Annotated in this window: 11 protein-coding genes, 4 tRNA genes and 3 rRNA genes; 3 read left to right on the top strand and 15 right to left on the bottom strand. The window is 45.6% G+C overall.

Annotated elements, in window-relative coordinates:
• Positions 1 to 33 precede the first annotated feature (33 nt).
• From G5S32_RS03165 to phoB, 3 genes are all read right to left on the bottom strand, one after another.
• Complete coding sequence (locus tag G5S32_RS03165) at positions 34 to 990, bottom strand: PstS family phosphate ABC transporter substrate-binding protein (protein ID WP_165310449.1); 957 nt, start codon at positions 988 to 990, stop codon at positions 34 to 36.
• Positions 987 to 2,285, bottom strand: coding sequence for a phosphate regulon sensor histidine kinase PhoR (phoR, locus tag G5S32_RS03160; protein ID WP_165310448.1), 1,299 nt, complete (start codon positions 2,283 to 2,285; stop codon positions 987 to 989). The genes G5S32_RS03165 and phoR overlap by 4 nt, the downstream gene beginning before the upstream one ends.
• Before the next feature lie 108 nt (positions 2,286 to 2,393).
• The gene (gene phoB / locus G5S32_RS03155; protein WP_165310447.1) at positions 2,394 to 3,083 is read right to left on the bottom strand and encodes a phosphate regulon transcriptional regulator PhoB; all 690 of its coding nucleotides are present in this window, start codon (positions 3,081 to 3,083) and stop codon (positions 2,394 to 2,396) included.
• 236 nt (positions 3,084 to 3,319) lie between these two features.
• Between phoB and rdgC the strand changes: the two genes are divergently transcribed.
• From rdgC to G5S32_RS03140, 3 genes are all read left to right on the top strand, one after another.
• Positions 3,320 to 4,234 (top strand): recombination-associated protein RdgC, encoded by a 915-nt coding sequence (gene rdgC / locus G5S32_RS03150; protein WP_165310446.1) that lies wholly within the window; start codon positions 3,320 to 3,322, stop codon positions 4,232 to 4,234.
• 165 nt (positions 4,235 to 4,399) lie between these two features.
• Positions 4,400 to 5,800, top strand: coding sequence for a prephenate-dependent tRNA uridine(34) hydroxylase TrhP (gene trhP / locus G5S32_RS03145; RefSeq protein WP_165310445.1), 1,401 nt, complete (start codon positions 4,400 to 4,402; stop codon positions 5,798 to 5,800).
• Between the two features lie 2 nt (positions 5,801 to 5,802).
• Positions 5,803 to 6,057, top strand: coding sequence for a YfhL family 4Fe-4S dicluster ferredoxin (locus G5S32_RS03140; RefSeq protein ID WP_165310444.1), 255 nt, complete (start codon positions 5,803 to 5,805; stop codon positions 6,055 to 6,057).
• Between the two features lie 82 nt (positions 6,058 to 6,139).
• Here G5S32_RS03140 and nfsA read toward each other — a convergent pair whose 3' ends face one another.
• The 12 genes from nfsA to G5S32_RS03080 all read right to left on the bottom strand — a co-directional run bounded on the left by nfsA (position 6,140) and on the right by G5S32_RS03080 (position 16,447).
• On the bottom strand, positions 6,140 to 6,862 hold the full coding sequence (gene nfsA / locus G5S32_RS03135; protein ID WP_165310443.1) for an oxygen-insensitive NADPH nitroreductase: 723 nt from the start codon (positions 6,860 to 6,862) through the stop codon (positions 6,140 to 6,142).
• Positions 6,863 to 6,873: 11 nt separating this feature from the next.
• Positions 6,874 to 7,206, bottom strand: coding sequence for a DUF1904 domain-containing protein (locus G5S32_RS03130; protein WP_165310442.1), 333 nt, complete (start codon positions 7,204 to 7,206; stop codon positions 6,874 to 6,876).
• Positions 7,207 to 7,323: 117 nt separating this feature from the next.
• A complete protein-coding gene (locus G5S32_RS03125; RefSeq protein WP_207621614.1) occupies positions 7,324 to 8,232 on the bottom strand; it encodes a dienelactone hydrolase family protein in 909 nt (302 codons plus the stop codon).
• Between the two features lie 347 nt (positions 8,233 to 8,579).
• Complete coding sequence (locus tag G5S32_RS03120) at positions 8,580 to 8,960, bottom strand: hypothetical protein (RefSeq protein WP_165310440.1); 381 nt, start codon at positions 8,958 to 8,960, stop codon at positions 8,580 to 8,582.
• 51 nt (positions 8,961 to 9,011) lie between these two features.
• A tRNA-Trp gene (locus G5S32_RS03115) sits at positions 9,012 to 9,088 on the bottom strand.
• A gap of 36 nt (positions 9,089 to 9,124) precedes the next feature.
• Positions 9,125 to 9,201 (bottom strand) — tRNA-Asp (locus tag G5S32_RS03110).
• A gap of 161 nt (positions 9,202 to 9,362) precedes the next feature.
• A 5S ribosomal RNA gene (gene rrf, locus G5S32_RS03105) occupies positions 9,363 to 9,478 on the bottom strand.
• 91 nt (positions 9,479 to 9,569) lie between these two features.
• A 23S ribosomal RNA gene (locus G5S32_RS03100) occupies positions 9,570 to 12,459 on the bottom strand.
• A gap of 360 nt (positions 12,460 to 12,819) precedes the next feature.
• Positions 12,820 to 12,895, bottom strand: a tRNA-Ala gene (locus G5S32_RS03095).
• 35 nt (positions 12,896 to 12,930) lie between these two features.
• Positions 12,931 to 13,007 (bottom strand) — tRNA-Ile (locus G5S32_RS03090).
• 68 nt (positions 13,008 to 13,075) lie between these two features.
• A 16S ribosomal RNA gene (locus tag G5S32_RS03085) occupies positions 13,076 to 14,618 on the bottom strand.
• The 16S, 23S and 5S rRNA genes sit together here with 4 tRNA genes alongside, the layout of an rRNA operon.
• A gap of 464 nt (positions 14,619 to 15,082) precedes the next feature.
• Positions 15,083 to 16,447, bottom strand: a complete 1,365-nt coding sequence (locus G5S32_RS03080) for an amidohydrolase family protein (protein WP_165310439.1) — start codon at positions 16,445 to 16,447, stop codon at positions 15,083 to 15,085.
• Positions 16,448 to 16,822: the final 375 nt, after the last annotated feature.

Here is a 16,822-nt window from a genome sequence, read left to right as displayed (position 1 = left end):
AAGCCTCGCATTTCGTCGAGGCTTTTTTGTCCGTTACTCTATACCGACTTTTTTCAGCTCTTGGCTGGCAATTTCAGCGGAGATCGGCACATATCCATCTTTAGCCACTAGGCTTTGACCTTGCTTGGAGAAGATAAAGCGAATGAACTCTCTTTGAATCGGTGTTAACTCACGCACCGGATTTTTGTTCACATAGACAAACAGGTAACGAGAAAGTGGATACTGACCTGACAGAATGTTTTCGTGCGTCGGCATGACGTAATCGCTACCTGATTTCGCAATTGGCAACAGCTTAACACCAGACACCTGATAACCAACACCCGAGTAACCAATGGTATTGATTGATGATGCCACTGACTGAACTACCGAAGCTGAACCCGGCTGCTCATTCACGTTGCGCTTGAAGTCACCACTACAAAGGGCGTTCTGTTTAAAGTATCCATAAGTACCGGATACTGAATTTCGCCCGAACATCTGGATACCACGTTTCGCCCAGTCGTAACTTAGCCCTAAATCCTGCCAAGTTTTCGAAGACTTAGTCGCACCGCAGCGCAGTGTTTCAGAGAAAATACTGTCCAACTGGCTGAAGTTCAGCCCTTCAATCGGGTTATCACGATGAACAAACACGCCAATCGCATCGATAGCGACTCGTAGTTCTGTCGGTTTGTAACCAAAAGCACGTTCAAACGCTTCGACTTCACGCATACGCATAGGTCGACTCATTGGTCCAAACTGCGCGGTACCTTCCGTTAGCGCCGGAGGAGCGGTTGCAGAGCCTGAAGCCTGCACCTGAGAATCTACATTTGGATAAAGCGTTTGAAATTCTTCAACCCAGAGCGTTGTCATTCCCGCAAGCGTGTCTGAGCCTACCGACAACAGACTGCCAGCAACTCCTGATGTTTTCGTATAGTCCTGTAATTCATCGACTGCATAAGCCGTCTGACAAAGTAACAAGGATGCAGCAATACCAAACTGACTCAGCTTATTCATCGCACAACCAAACGTTTTGGCAACACAAAGGAGAACTTACTTCCTTTACCAACTTCACTTTCAATATCAAGGTGCGAATCATGATGCGACAGAGCATGTTTGACAATAGCCAAACCTAAACCGCTGCCACCTGTATCGCGGGAACGTGCTTTATCGACTCGGTAAAAACGCTCTGTTAGACGATGTAAGTGTTGTGGTTCGATGCCGTCGCCCTTGTCTTCAACTTCTAAACAAGCACCTTGAGGGGTTTGATACCAGCGTACATACACTTCTGCCCCCGGTGGCGTGTATTTCACCGCATTGTAGACAAGGTTCGAAATAGCACTGCGTAACTGATCTTCGTCCGCCAACACTTTTAGATTCTTATCAATTTCAAACGATAGTTTGTGTTCATCACTGCCACTAAGACTGATCGCTTCTTTTTCCAGTATTTCCAACATCTCAGGAACGTTCACCACATCTTCAAGCTCATGCATCGGTGCCGCTTCAATTTTAGACAGTGTTAATAACTGGTTCACCAAGCTGTTCATGCGATTTAGCTGTTCGGTCATGACACCGTGTGCTTTCCCCCACATTGGACCTGACAATATTTCAGGGTCCTCTGTCATTTCCAAATAGCCTTGAAGTACTGTCATCGGAGTGCGCAGCTCATGAGAAACGTTAGCGAAAAAGTTGCGACGCATACCTTCAAGTTGCTTTATCTGAGTGACATCACGAACCACCATCAAATGCTCACCTTCGGTATAAGGCACGATACGCAGTTCCAGCATACGTTCTACGTTAAGTGGCGAGCGCATTTCCAATGGTTCAGAAAAATCGTCTTTTTGCAGATACTTGATGAAATCCGGAGTGCGAATCAAATTCGAAATCGGTTGACCAGAATCATCTGGCCAACGAAAGCCAAGCAGATGCTGGGCTAAACGGTTACACCAAACAATGTTGCCTTCGCTACGAAATACCACAACAGCATCCGGCAATGATTCTGCACCGTTACGGAAACGGCGAATGAGATTAGTCAGCTCTTTGCGTTTTTTACGTTGGCGTTGCTGAAGTCGGTATATACCGTTAAACAGAGATTCCCAGTTGCCAGAACCTGAAGGTGGCGTCAGGCGTTTTTCATCCCACAACCACGCAGACAGACGCATCTGATTGTGCAAATGCCAGACAAGCTGAATCGCCGTCGCTGCTAGCAGCAACCACGGCATATATCCAAATATCCAACCAACCACTACCCATGGAAGGTAAAAAAAAGCCAGCTCCCAGGCCAGCTTTTTCCAAGTCAATCGTTCAACCATAATCTCTCGAACTTGATCCTTTAAAGCACTTTATTTTTTAAAGACTTTTATTTTTAAAGGCTTTGAGTTTTTAAAGGCTAACGCTATTTAGCCTTATCAGATTTTCCGTTAAGCCTTAACTGAAAAGCGATAGCCTGCACCGCGAACAGTTTGAATCAGCTTATCGTGTCCAGCATCTTCAAGAGCTTTGCGCAGTCGACGAATGTGTACATCAACGGTACGGTCTTCAACATACACGTTAGTACCCCAAACGTTATTTAACAGCTGTTCACGGCTATAAACACGCTCTTGGTGCGTCATAAAGAAATGCAGCATTTTAAATTCTGTTGGCCCCATATCGAGCGGGACATCATTCGCTGTCACACGGTGTGAAACTGGGTCTAGTTTCAAACCTTGTACATCAATCAACTCTTCTAATGCCGTTGGTGTTACTCGGCGGATCACCGCTTTCAAACGAGCAACAAGTTCTTTAGGTGAGAATGGTTTGGTGATGTAATCATCAGCACCCACTTCTAAGCCGCGAACTTTATCTTCTTCTTCACCACGAGCAGTCAGCATAACAACTGGGATGTTGCGAGTCAGCTCTTCACGCTTCATGTGTTTGATAAAGTTAATGCCACTACCACCAGGTAGCATCCAATCTAGTAGCACAAGATCAGGGAAGGGTTCAGCTAACTTCTCTACCGCAGTGTCGTAATCTTCTGCTTCCACTGCTTGGTAGCCTTTCTGTTCAAGAACAAAGCAAAGCATCTCTCGAATTGGCGCTTCGTCTTCAACAACTAGAATCCTTCTAGACATATTTGAGTAACCTTTATTTTTAATTAACAGTATAACCAAGCGTCATGTGGTCACTTGAGCATATGCATTATGAAAAATGAATATGACACTTTTGTGACTATTGCAAACAATTTTTAATATAAGTTTCTTACCATATTCATGGTTTTATATTACTTAGGCATTTTTACGTTTCAGATAAGACATTGAGGGGGAAATCCCCTATCATGTTGGCCTTTCGAACAAGGAAAAGAAAAGATATGTGGTTTAAAAACTGTATGGCTTATCGTGTTAATCGCGAAGTCAATTTCAACGCCGATCAGCTAGAAAAACAACTTGCAGAATTCCGTTTCACGCCATGTGGTAGCCAAGACAAACAGAAGTTTGGTTGGGTTCATGCACTTGGTAAACATGGCGACATGATGACTCACGTGAGCGACGACCGCATTCTCATCTGCGCTAAGAAAGAAGAAAAAATGCTTCCTGCATCAGTGATTAAAGATTCTCTAAACGAGAAAGTAGCGCTGATGGAAGCTGAAGAAGGTCGCCCGCTAAAGAAAACTGAAAAAGACAACATCAAAGATGACATCATTGTTGACCTTCTTCCTCGCGCCTTTAGCCGTAGCCAACTTACTTATGTTCTGATCATGCCAAAAGAAGGTCTGATTCTGGTTGATGCTGGCAGCTATAAGAAAGCGGAAGATGTGCTTGCCCTGCTACGTAAGAGCATGGGTAGCCTGCCAGTAGTACCTGCAATTCCTGAAGTGGCAGTAGAAACGACACTGACTGAGTGGGTGAAAGACGGCAACTTGCCTCAAGGTTTCCAACTGCTTGATGAAGCAGAACTGAAATCTTTCTTAGATGATGGCGCAGTGATTCGTTGTAAGAAACAAGAGCTGACCAGCGATGAAATCCTTAGCCATATTCAAGCGAACAAAGTCGTCACTAAACTTGCCCTAAGCTGGCAAGATCGTTTGAGCTTTGTCTTAGCGGAAGATTGCAGCATTAAACGTATTCAGTACAGCGACGAGCTTAAAGATCAAAACGAAGACATTCCTCGCGAAGATCAAGCTGCACGTCTAGATGCTGACTTCTCTCTGCTATGCGGTGAATTCTCAGCATTCCTACCAAATCTATTTGAAGTGCTTGGCGGTCTTCCTAAAGCAGACGCTTAACCTTTCTCTGACTCCGTCTTGGCGGAGTCAGTTTTTCCCTACTTTTCTTCCGCTTCTATTCTTAATCTTTACTAGGCACAGCTCACGTTTTGACGTAAAATTTGCGCCCCTTCCAATACCATCAGGTGGTATTGGCCTGACTTGTGATCAGATTGAGAAACAAACATGACTACTGAAAACACTTTTGTACCAGAGCTATTGTCTCCAGCGGGTAGCCTAAAGAACATGCGCTACGCATTTGCATACGGCGCTGACGCTGTTTATGCTGGCCAACCTCGTTACAGCCTTCGTGTACGTAACAACGAATTCAACCACGAAAACCTACAGATCGGTATTAACGAAGCCCATGCTCTAGGTAAAAAATTCTATGTGGTATGTAACATTCAACCGCATAACTCTAAGCTAAAAACCTTTATCCGTGACCTTAAACCAGTTATCGATATGGGTCCTGATGCTCTAATCATGTCTGACCCAGGTCTAATCATGATGGTACGTGAAGCTTTCCCAGAAATGTCTATTCACCTTTCTGTTCAAGCAAACGCGGTTAACTGGGCGACAGTTAAATTCTGGTCTACTCAAGGTGTTGAGCGTGTCATTCTTTCTCGTGAACTGTCTCTAGAAGAGATCGAAGAAATTCGCGAACAGTGCCCAGAAATGGAAATCGAAATTTTCGTACACGGCGCTCTTTGCATGGCTTATTCTGGCCGCTGCCTACTTTCAGGTTACATCAACAAACGTGACCCGAACCAAGGTACTTGTACTAACGCTTGTCGTTGGGAATACAAAGTAGAGAAAGGCAAAGAAGACGAAGCAGGTCAAATCGTAGAAGAATTTGATCCAAATGCTGCGCAAGCAATTGAAGTTCAGGAAGAGCGTCCTGACAACACTCTCGGTTTAGGTAAACCTTCTGATGAAGTTGTACTTCTGTCTGAAGCTCACCGTCCAGAAGAGAAAATGGCGGCATTCGAAGACGAGCACGGCACTTACATCATGAACTCGAAAGACCTACGTGCTGTTCAACACGTAGAGCGTTTGACTAAGATGGGTGTTCACTCATTGAAGATCGAAGGTCGTACTAAGTCATTCTACTACTGTGCACGTACTGCACAGGTATACCGTAAAGCCATTGATGACGCAGTTGCTGGTAAGCCATTTGATGAGAGCTTGATGAATACTCTGGAAAGCCTAGCTCACCGTGGCTACACAGAAGGCTTCCTGCGTCGTCACACTCACGATGCATACCAAAACTACGATTACGGTTACTCAGTATCAGATGCTCAACAATTCGTTGGTGAGTTTACTGGTAAACGCCGTGGTGATATGGCTGAAGTAGAAGTGAAGAACAAATTTATGCTTGGTGACAGCCTAGAGCTTATGACACCAAAAGGTAACGTAATTTTCACTCTTGAAGCAATGGAAAACCGTAAATCAGAAGCGGTTGACGATGCAAAAGGCAACGGTCACTTCGTGTATATTCCAGTGCCTCAAGACATGGATCTAAACTACGCACTACTGATGCGTAACCTGAATGCTGGACAAGATACTCGTAACCCAGTAGGCAAGTAACAATGGCGTTATTGATCACAAAGAAATGCACTAACTGTGATATGTGTGAGCCTGAGTGTCCAAACGGCGCAATCTCTATGGGTGACAACATCTATGAGATTAACCCGAACCTATGCACTGAGTGCAAAGGACACTACGAGAACCCTACATGTCAATCTGTATGCCCAATCACGAACTGTATCGTGACTGACCCAGAGCATATAGAAACGGAAGAAGAGTTGCTTGAGAAGTTTGTGATTATTCAGGGATTAGCGTAATCGCTCTCTAATATAAAAATCGAAGCCCAGTCAATGACTGGGCTTTTTGTTGCGTTCAAGCAGAAAAATTTATCTGATTAAGCTACTTTTCTGCGAGACCTTTGTCATTCAAATAACCAAGCATAAACGGTCTTGATTCGTTACTCAGCTTAGCGGTAATTTGCTCTGACCAACCTTGCTGTTTAGTATTACTTGAACGACTTTGATAGTACTCAATCATTGTCTGATCATACTCAGCTACCGCCTCTTTATTTAAAGGCTGGTAAGTGTTCTCGTGAACAATCACATCCGCCCCTAAACGTGGCTTAAGTTGAGGATCTTGATCAGGATGACCTAAGCACATACCGAACAGGACCGCACTGTATTTCGGCAGCCCTAACAACTCATCCACTTGTTTTGGTGAATTACGTAGGCCACCGATGTAAACACCACCTAATCCCATAGATTCTGCAGCCAATAAACAGTTCTGTGCCATGATGCCTGAATCGACTGCACCAATCAGTGTCAGTTCCATAAACTCAGGTCTCACATTCGGATTCATCTCATAGTGACGCTGATAATCAATACAGAACACTAAAAACTCAGCGGTTTGAGCGACGTATTGTTGATTACCAGACAACTCAGCTAACTTCTGACGTTTCTCTTTATCCGTCACTCGAATAATAGAAACCACTTGAAGCAGACTTGAGCTGGATGCCGCAATTCCCGATTTAATGATGCTATCCAATTGCTCTGTTGTAATTGGCATGTCTTTAAACGCTCGAATTGAGCGATGGTTTAGGATGGTTTCAATCACGGTGTTCATTTGCTTACACCTTAATAATGCTGAGCATTATCGTAGTAACCCGCAGGATTTAGGGCGGTAAAGATTACCGCGACATTAATATCGCTACCAACAATCTGTTTTACTTGCTCAGTCACTATGGTAGCCACTTTATCTTGAACTTCCTGCCCACGGTCAAACCACAATACCTCAACAAATGGATATGCCGCTGATACCTCACCTTCAGCATAGAAGGTGGTGTAGATGTATTCGAAAGTAAAATCTGCGCGCGGAGAATTCATCAATGACTGAAGTGAATCCGTTAGAGGTTTAGATAGGTTTTGCACCGTTTGTGGTTCTACAGCGCGGAAACGAAAATGTGGCATAACTAACTCCTTCTTTTTGAACATCATAACAGCTTCAAAAATAGGGAGCGATAAGAAGTAATGGCTCTATGTAGCAAAGTTAAATGTATTAACCTTGATACCAGAGCCATATCGTCGTTACGCTTTCAGATGTTCACCAAAGAACGTCAAAGTGCGCTCCCAAGCAGTCTCAGCGGCTTCTTCGTTGTAACGCCCCGTAGAGTCATTGTGGAAGCCATGATTCACACCTTTATATATATGTGCTTCATAGAGCGCTTTGTTCGCCATCAGCGCCTTTTCATAATCAGCCCAAGTCGCATTTACTCGCTCATCAAGTTCAGCAAACTGCAACAAGAGAGGGCCTTTAACCTTGCCACGAAGACTTTCAGCAGGCGGAGTTCCATAGAAAGGAACACCTGCATTGAGTTCGTTTGGCATAGCTGCTGCGAGCATGTTAACCACATAGCCACCGAAGCAGAAACCAACCGCCCCCAACTTGCCGGAACTATTAGCATGTGACTTGATGAACATCGCAGCTGCAATAAAGTCTTCTTCGATTTTCGCTTTATCCATACTGCTTTGCATTGCTCGACCATCATCGTCATTGCCTGGATAACCACCTAGTGGGAAAAGAGCATCTGGCGCAAACGCTATATAGCCATTCATAGCAAGACGTCTTGCGACATCTTCAATATAAGGGTTCAGACCTCGGTTTTCGTGCACTACAAGCACAACAGGCGCGTTACCAGTTAGCTCACGTGGCATAACAAGGTAGCCACGACCTTTGCCGTGGCCTTTTGGAGAATCAAACTCAACATAAGTTGCTTTGATCTTTGAATCATTAAAAGAAACCTGTTCCGCTAGCGCATAATTAGGTAACAAAGCAGAGGTTAAGACAGTCATGCTAAAACCCAATACCGCTAACCCTGACAGGCGTCGCATAAACTCTCGACGGTCGATCAAACCATGCGCATATTCGTCATACCAATCAAATGCTTCTTGTGGGATTTCTCTCGTTTGTTCAATTTGCTCAGTTGCAAGATCCATACGTTCTGTCATGACACTTCCTTATAAATTAAGAATTGTTCTCGTTAACACACATCAGTGTAGGCGAAATTTAAAACTGTATGGAATAATCAAATGAAACAACTTTGTTACAAATAGCAAACAAGATTGACAATAGAGCCCAAAATATACGAACAAAGTATGTGACGTATTGAATTGATTTTTATAATTATTTATCAAGATTCCGGTATGAATATAGGTTCTCTTCAGCTTTAAATGTAAAGAACACCGAAATGATAAATGGAAAGTGAAATAAAAATACCCAAGCCGCATATGAAAAACTCCAGCATTTCAATTAAGGCTTATAATAATGACAGGGTTGGAGAGATTCAAACTCCCAACACGCGCTGATTTGAGGTATTGGCGGAATCCGCTGCTCTGCCAATTAGAAGATTGAAAGTAAAATTCATGAAATTGCAGATGTAAAAAAGCCCCAGTCTTTCGACTGAGGCTTCTAATAATGGCAGGGGTGGAGAGATTCGAACTCCCAACACGCGCTGATTTAAGATATTGGCGGAATCCGCTGCTCTGCCAATTAGAAGATAGAAAATAAAATTCATGAAATTACAGATGTAAAAAAGCCCCAGTCTTTCGACTGAGGCTTCTAATAATGGCAGGGGTGGAGAGATTCGAACTCCCAACACGCGCTGATTTAAGATATTGGCGGAATCCGCTGCTCTGCCAATTGGAAGATAGAAAGTAAAATTCATAAAATTTCAGATGTAAAAAAGCCCCAGTCTTTCGACTGAGGCTTCTAATAATGGCAGGGGTGGAGAGATTCGAACTCCCAACACGCGGATTTGGAATCCGCTGCTCTGCCAATTGGAGCTACACCCCTGCAGTTCGTTTTTAGCGAGACGACTCTCAGAATAAGTGGCGGAGCGGACGGGACTCGAACCCGCGACCCCCGGCGTGACAGGCCGGTATTCTAACCAACTGAACTACCGCTCCACTAAATTTTTTACTAAATAAAGTCTTATATCATTTTGCTTTATTTAGGAATTTGTCGCTGTGCGTAGAGGATTTTGAAATGAGAAGCGCAGCATACAAGTGTATGTGAGCATCGCAATTATCAAAAGCATCAAGCTACAGTAGACAAATTGCAAATTAAAGCCTGGCGATGTCCTACTCTCACATGGGGAGACCCCACACTACCATCGGCGCTAATTCGTTTCACTTCTGAGTTCGGCATGGAATCAGGTGGGTCCAAATCGCTATGGTCGCCAAGCAAATTTGTTTAATTCGGAAAGCTGTTTAGTGTTCTCTACACATTCAATTCTGTTCTTGCTTTGAGTCCATCAAAACCCCTTGGGTGTTGTATGGTTAAGCCTCACGGGCAATTAGTACAGGTTAGCTCAATGCCTCACAGCACTTACACACCCTGCCTATCAACGTTCTAGTCTCGAACAACCCTTTAGGACGCTTAAAGCGCCAGGGAGAACTCATCTCAGGGCTTGCTTCCCGCTTAGATGCTTTCAGCGGTTATCAATTCCGAACTTAGCTACCGGGCAATGCTACTGGCGTAACAACCCGAACACCAGAGGTTCGTCCACTCCGGTCCTCTCGTACTAGGAGCAGCCCCCTTCAATTCTCCAACGCCCACGGCAGATAGGGACCGAACTGTCTCACGACGTTCTAAACCCAGCTCGCGTACCACTTTAAATGGCGAACAGCCATACCCTTGGGACCGACTTCAGCCCCAGGATGTGATGAGCCGACATCGAGGTGCCAAACACCGCCGTCGATATGAACTCTTGGGCGGTATCAGCCTGTTATCCCCGGAGTACCTTTTATCCGTTGAGCGATGGCCCTTCCATTCAGAACCACCGGATCACTATGACCTGCTTTCGCACCTGCTCGAATTGTCATTCTCGCAGTCAAGCGGGCTTATGCCATTGCACTAACCACACGATGTCCAACCGTGTTTAGCCCACCTTCGTGCTCCTCCGTTACTCTTTGGGAGGAGACCGCCCCAGTCAAACTACCCACCAGGCACTGTCCTCGACCCGGATAACGGGTCTGAGTTAGAACATCAAACATACAAGGGTGGTATTTCAAGGACGGCTCCACACAAACTAGCGTCTGCGCTTCAAAGCCTCCCACCTATCCTACACATGTAGGTTCAATGTTCAGTGCCAAGCTGTAGTAAAGGTTCACGGGGTCTTTCCGTCTAGCCGCGGGTACACTGCATCTTCACAGCGATTTCAATTTCACTGAGTCTCGGGTGGAGACAGCGTGGCCATCATTACGCCATTCGTGCAGGTCGGAACTTACCCGACAAGGAATTTCGCTACCTTAGGACCGTTATAGTTACGGCCGCCGTTTACCGGGGCTTCGATCAAGAGCTTCGCGTTACCGCTAACCCCATCAATTAACCTTCCGGCACCGGGCAGGCGTCACACCGTATACGTCATCTTACGATTTTGCACAGTGCTGTGTTTTTAATAAACAGTTGCAGCCACCTGGTATCTGCGACTCTCATCAGCTCCATCCGCGAGGGACTTCACCGTCAAGAGCGTACCTTCTCCCGAAGTTACGGTACCATTTTGCCTAGTTCCTTCACCCGAGTTCTCTCAAGCGCCTTGGTATTCTCTACCCGACCACCTGTGTCGGTTTGGGGTACGATTCCTTACAATCTGAAGCTTAGAGGCTTTTCCTGGAAGCATGGCATCAATGACTTCACTACCGTAGTAGCTCGACATCGTGTCTCAGCCTTAAAGAGAGCCGGATTTACCTAACCCTCAAGCCTACGCACTTGAACCTGGACAACCGTCGCCAGGCCCACCTAGCCTTCTCCGTCCCCCCATCGCAATTGTAAGAAGTACGGGAATATTAACCCGTTTCCCATCGACTACGCCTTTCGGCCTCGCCTTAGGGGTCGACTCACCCTGCCCCGATTAACGTTGGACAGGAACCCTTGGTCTTCCGGCGAGGAGGTTTTTCACCCCCTTTATCGTTACTCATGTCAGCATTCGCACTTCTGATACCTCCAGCATGCTTTACAACACACCTTCAACGGCTTACAGAACGCTCCCCTACCCAATATCCTAAAGGATATTGCCGCAGCTTCGGTTTACTACTTAGCCCCGTTACATCTTCCGCGCAGGCCGACTCGACTAGTGAGCTATTACGCTTTCTTTAAATGATGGCTGCTTCTAAGCCAACATCCTAGCTGTCTGAGCCTTCCCACATCGTTTCCCACTTAGTAGTAATTTGGGACCTTAGCTGGCGGTCTGGGTTGTTTCCCTCTCCACGACGGACGTTAGCACCCGCCGTGTGTCTCCCGGATAGTACTTACTGGTATTCGGAGTTTGCAAAGGGTTGGTAAGTCGGGATGACCCCCTAGCCTTAACAGTGCTCTACCCCCAGTAGTATTCGTCCGAGGCGCTACCTAAATAGCTTTCGGGGAGAACCAGCTATCTCCGAGTTTGATTGGCCTTTCACCCCTAGCCACAAGTCATCCGCTAATTTTTCAACATTAGTCGGTTCGGTCCTCCAGTTGATGTTACTCAACCTTCAACCTGCCCATGGCTAGATCACTCGGTTTCGGGTCTATATCCAGAGACTAAGCGCCCAGTTAAGACTCGGTTTCCCTACGGCTCCCCTATACGGTTAACCTTGCCACTGAATATAAGTCGCTGACCCATTATACAAAAGGTACGCAGTCACCCCACGAAGAGGCTCCTACTGCTTGTACGTACACGGTTTCAGGTTCTATTTCACTCCCCTCACAGGGGTTCTTTTCGCCTTTCCCTCACGGTACTGGTTCACTATCGGTCAGTCAGGAGTATTTAGCCTTGGAGGATGGTCCCCCCATATTCAAACAGGATATCACGTGTCCCGCCTTACTCGTTTTCACTTAAAATGACATGTCGGTTACGGGGCTATCACCCTGTATCGCGGCACTTTCCAGAGCCTTCACCTGTGTCATTAAAAGCTTAAGGGCTAATCCAATTTCGCTCGCCGCTACTTTCGGAATCTCAATTGATTTCTTTTCCTCGGGGTACTTAGATGTTTCAGTTCTCCCGGTTCGCCTCATTAACCTATGTATTCAGTTAATGATACGTGCTTATGCACGTGGGTTTCCCCATTCGGAAATCGTAGACTCAAGTGGCTTTTACTGCCTAATCTACGCTTATCGCAAGTTAATACGTCCTTCATCGCCTCTGACTGCCAAGGCATCCACCGTGTACGCTTAGTCACTTAACCATACAACCCCAAGAGGTCTTTCGTATGGCAAACAACCAAGGTTTAGTTGTCTCTCATTATTTGAATGAGCGAGAGACATTTCGATTTTGCCGGACTCAAATATGAATACTTACTTATAAAGTAAGATTCCCAAGAACACTTGAATGTGTATTGGTACCTAAATCATCTCTTCATAAAAAGAAATCATCTAGGATTTGAGAACTTTTAATAAATAACTTAATCAAACAGCCTTGAGCCGTTTTGTTTTACTTTTTCAAAAGTGAAAACAAATTAAGTTATTTGTCAGCTTTCCAAATTGTTAAAGAGCAAGTTTTCTATTGAAAACCATTTTTAAAAGCACTCATCGAATGCACTTAAAGATGGTGGAGCTATGCGGGATCGAACCGCAGACCTCCTGCGTGCAAGGCAGGCGCTCTCCCAGCTGAGCTATAACCCCATCAGGTGTCGATACTTCAATTTCACAAGGAATATTGGTGGGTCTGAGTGGACTCGAACCACCGACCTCTCGCTTATCAGGCGAACGCTCTAACCACCTGAGCTACAGACCCAGTATCGTCTCTTAAACTTACTTAAACCTAATCAATCTGTGTGGACACTCATCAAGAGAATCTTTACGTAAGGAGGTGATCCAGCGCCAGGTTCCCCTAGCGCTACCTTGTTACGACTTCACCCCAGTCATGAACCACAAAGTGGCAAGCGTCCTCCCGAAGGTTAAACTACCTGCTTCTTTTGCAGCCCACTCCCATGGTGTGACGGGCGGTGTGTACAAGGCCCGGGAACGTATTCACCGTGACATTCTGATTCACGATTACTAGCGATTCCGACTTCATGGAGTCGAGTTGCAGACTCCAATCCGGACTACGACGCACTTTTTGGGATTCGCTTACTCTCGCAAGTTCGCTGCCCTCTGTATGCGCCATTGTAGCACGTGTGTAGCCCTACTCGTAAGGGCCATGATGACTTGACGTCGTCCCCACCTTCCTCCGGTTTATCACCGGCAGTCTCCCTGGAGTTCCCGACATTACTCGCTGGCAAACAAGGATAAGGGTTGCGCTCGTTGCGGGACTTAACCCAACATTTCACAACACGAGCTGACGACAGCCATGCAGCACCTGTCTCAGAGTTCCCGAAGGCACATCAACGTCTCCGTCGACTTCTCTGGATGTCAAGAGTAGGTAAGGTTCTTCGCGTTGCATCGAATTAAACCACATGCTCCACCGCTTGTGCGGGCCCCCGTCAATTCATTTGAGTTTTAATCTTGCGACCGTACTCCCCAGGCGGTCTACTTAACGCGTTAGCTCCGAAAGCCACGGCTCAAGGCCACAACCTCCAAGTAGACATCGTTTACGGCGTGGACTACCAGGGTATCTAATCCTGTTTGCTCCCCACGCTTTCGCATCTGAGTGTCAGTATCTGTCCAGGGGGCCGCCTTCGCCACCGGTATTCCTTCAGATCTCTACGCATTTCACCGCTACACCTGAAATTCTACCCCCCTCTACAGTACTCTAGCTTGACAGTTTCAAATGCTATTCCGAGGTTGAGCCCCGGGCTTTCACATCTGACTTAACAAACCACCTGCATGCGCTTTACGCCCAGTAATTCCGATTAACGCTCGCACCCTCCGTATTACCGCGGCTGCTGGCACGGAGTTAGCCGGTGCTTCTTCTGTAAGTAACGTCAAACAATGCCGCTATTAACGACACTGCCTTCCTCCCTACTGAAAGTGCTTTACAACCCGAAGGCCTTCTTCACACACGCGGCATGGCTGCATCAGGCTTGCGCCCATTGTGCAATATTCCCCACTGCTGCCTCCCGTAGGAGTCTGGACCGTGTCTCAGTTCCAGTGTGGCTGATCATCCTCTCAGACCAGCTAGGGATCGTCGCCTTGGTGAGCCCTTACCTCACCAACTAGCTAATCCCACCTGGGCATATCCTGACGCGAGAGGCCCGAAGGTCCCCCTCTTTGAGCCGAAGCTATCATGCGGTATTAGCCATCGTTTCCAATGGTTATCCCCCACATCAGGGCAATTTCCCAGGCATTACTCACCCGTCCGCCGCTCGCCACCCAAGGAACAAGTTCCTCTGTGCTGCCGCTCGACTTGCATGTGTTAGGCCTGCCGCCAGCGTTCAATCTGAGCCATGATCAAACTCTTCAATTTAAGATTTTGTCGGCTCAATGAATACTGAATACATTACATAGTAATGTTGAATTGACTGTGCTGAATCTTGCGATTCAATTGGTCACTCAGTTCATTGAAACCTAATTTGATACCGAAGTATCTAATTTGATTTTCATCAACGAGTGCCCACACAGATTGATAGGTTTAAATTATTAAAGAGCTTGGTTTTGCGAGTCATTCCTCTCAAAACGGACGGTCATTTTAGCGAGTAAACATTCAGAGTCAACCACTTTTTTAGTTAATTTTCTTTAGGTTAAGAAATTTAACTTTCCGTCATATTTCCCAACATTCTTTTGTACAGAATTACTGGTCAACGGAGGCGCATTATAGGGAGGAAAAATAAGTTGGCAAGAGGAAATCAGCCTAAAAACCAAGTTTTCAGACTGATTGATTAATAAAGACACAAATCGAGTTTTATCTAGGCGATTTCACCACAAATAAGCTTATAGAGCCTCTAGCTTTTGCACTCGCTGGTTTAATTTGGCAATAGAGTGACGTACTTCTTCAACTAAATTGAGATATTTGGCTTCATCGCTATGGCGATAGGCAATCTTACCGTTGATGAAACTCGCTTTAATATAAGAAGGCTCTCCCGCCATTATTGGAGACATTGATAAATCGTGGCAACCAGACAAGCGCGGTTGGTTAATATCGTATAAGACAATATCCGCTGCTTGACCTACATCGATTGTTCCTACACCTCTCAAACCTAAAATATCTGCGCCACCTTTACTTGCCCAAGTAAGTACTTGTTCTAACGTTGTAGCTTTAGGACCGTTTTGCGCTCGATGAATCAGCCAAGTCAGGTTCAGTTCTTGAAGCATAGAACCCGATTCAGCCGATGCAGAGCCATCCACACCAATAGAAATTGGCATTCCGGCTTTAGCCATGTTAATCACTGGAGCGATACCACTACCCAATCGACAATTAGACGTCGGACAGTGCGCGATACCTGTTTTTGTTTCCGCTAATAGCTTTATATCCTGCTCTGTCGCTTTGACTAAGTGTGCAAACCAAACATCTTCACCTAGCCAATCACAGCTTTGTGCGAATTCAACAATGCCCTTGCCATATTTAGCCAACGACTGCTCATTGTCGAAATCTACTTCTAACATATGTGAATGCATACGTAACTTGTGGCTTCTTGCGTATTCAGACAATAAGCGTAAGTCACTCGGTGTTGCTGAATGAGCAACGGTGGTTGGGGCGACCACCAGCTTACGCATGGCGAAATCCCCCTCTTGGTGATAACGAGTACGGGTAGATTCCAAACGGTTTATCATCAACTCAACGGATTCAGGTTCAACGCCTGCTTTCGCTAACCCCTTATGAGTTCCTTTCACTGTCGCACCACCTCGACATAAGACCAGCCGAATACCCATTTCATCTGCGGCTTGCCAAACCGCCTCTTCTAATTCCATTGAAGAATTAGCGTGGTAGAGATAATGGTGGTCAGCACAGGTTGTCGCTCCAGAGCGTAACAACTCATAAAACCCAAGCTTCGCCGCTGAATACATAATCTCCGGCGTAATCTGTGGCCAGTAACGATAAGGGACACTGGCTAACCAGTCACCCAACCCGTCATTAAGTCCTGCGGGTATGCCCTTCAAGATAGACTGTGCAATATGATGGTGTGTGTTGACAAAGCCGGGATAGATAACGCAATCACTTGCATCGATAACGTCTTCGCCTTGCTGAGGCAATAAGTTTTGTCCTAGTTCAACAATCAGACCATCGTGGATACGTATATCTTTAATATCTTGCTTAGGCGAAAAGACACTGTTGGCATTTTTAATTAAGTAGTTCATCAAAGCTTCCTTATAAGTAAACCGATTTTGTTTCATCGGTTTATTCGCTTTTGAGCAATGTCCCAGAGTTTGATTACTCTTAACCGCTTCTACTCATTTAACATACACAAAACATTATCTGTTCTGAGCATTAATTTTTAATGTATACAATGCAAATTGCAGACCAGTCCCCTACCCCCAGTACTTGCAAATTTTGCTCGTCATTCTTGCACCATTATTGAGCCAAGCCTACTTGCAATGCATTACAAAGGTGCAATTGCATACAATATTTATCCAATCACAGTTAAACATTGTATACAAAGAAGACTATTACCGAATCCTCTGCAAAGCCCATCTGTTAACGGTTGGTTAGTGTACAGTTAATAACCAAATCGC

The sequence above is a fragment of the Vibrio ziniensis genome (assembly GCF_011064285.1).
Classification (GTDB): Bacteria; Pseudomonadota; Gammaproteobacteria; order Enterobacterales; family Vibrionaceae; genus Vibrio; species Vibrio ziniensis.
Note: the sequence above shows the minus strand (reverse complement) of the source record. Positions and strands in the feature narration are given on the sequence as shown.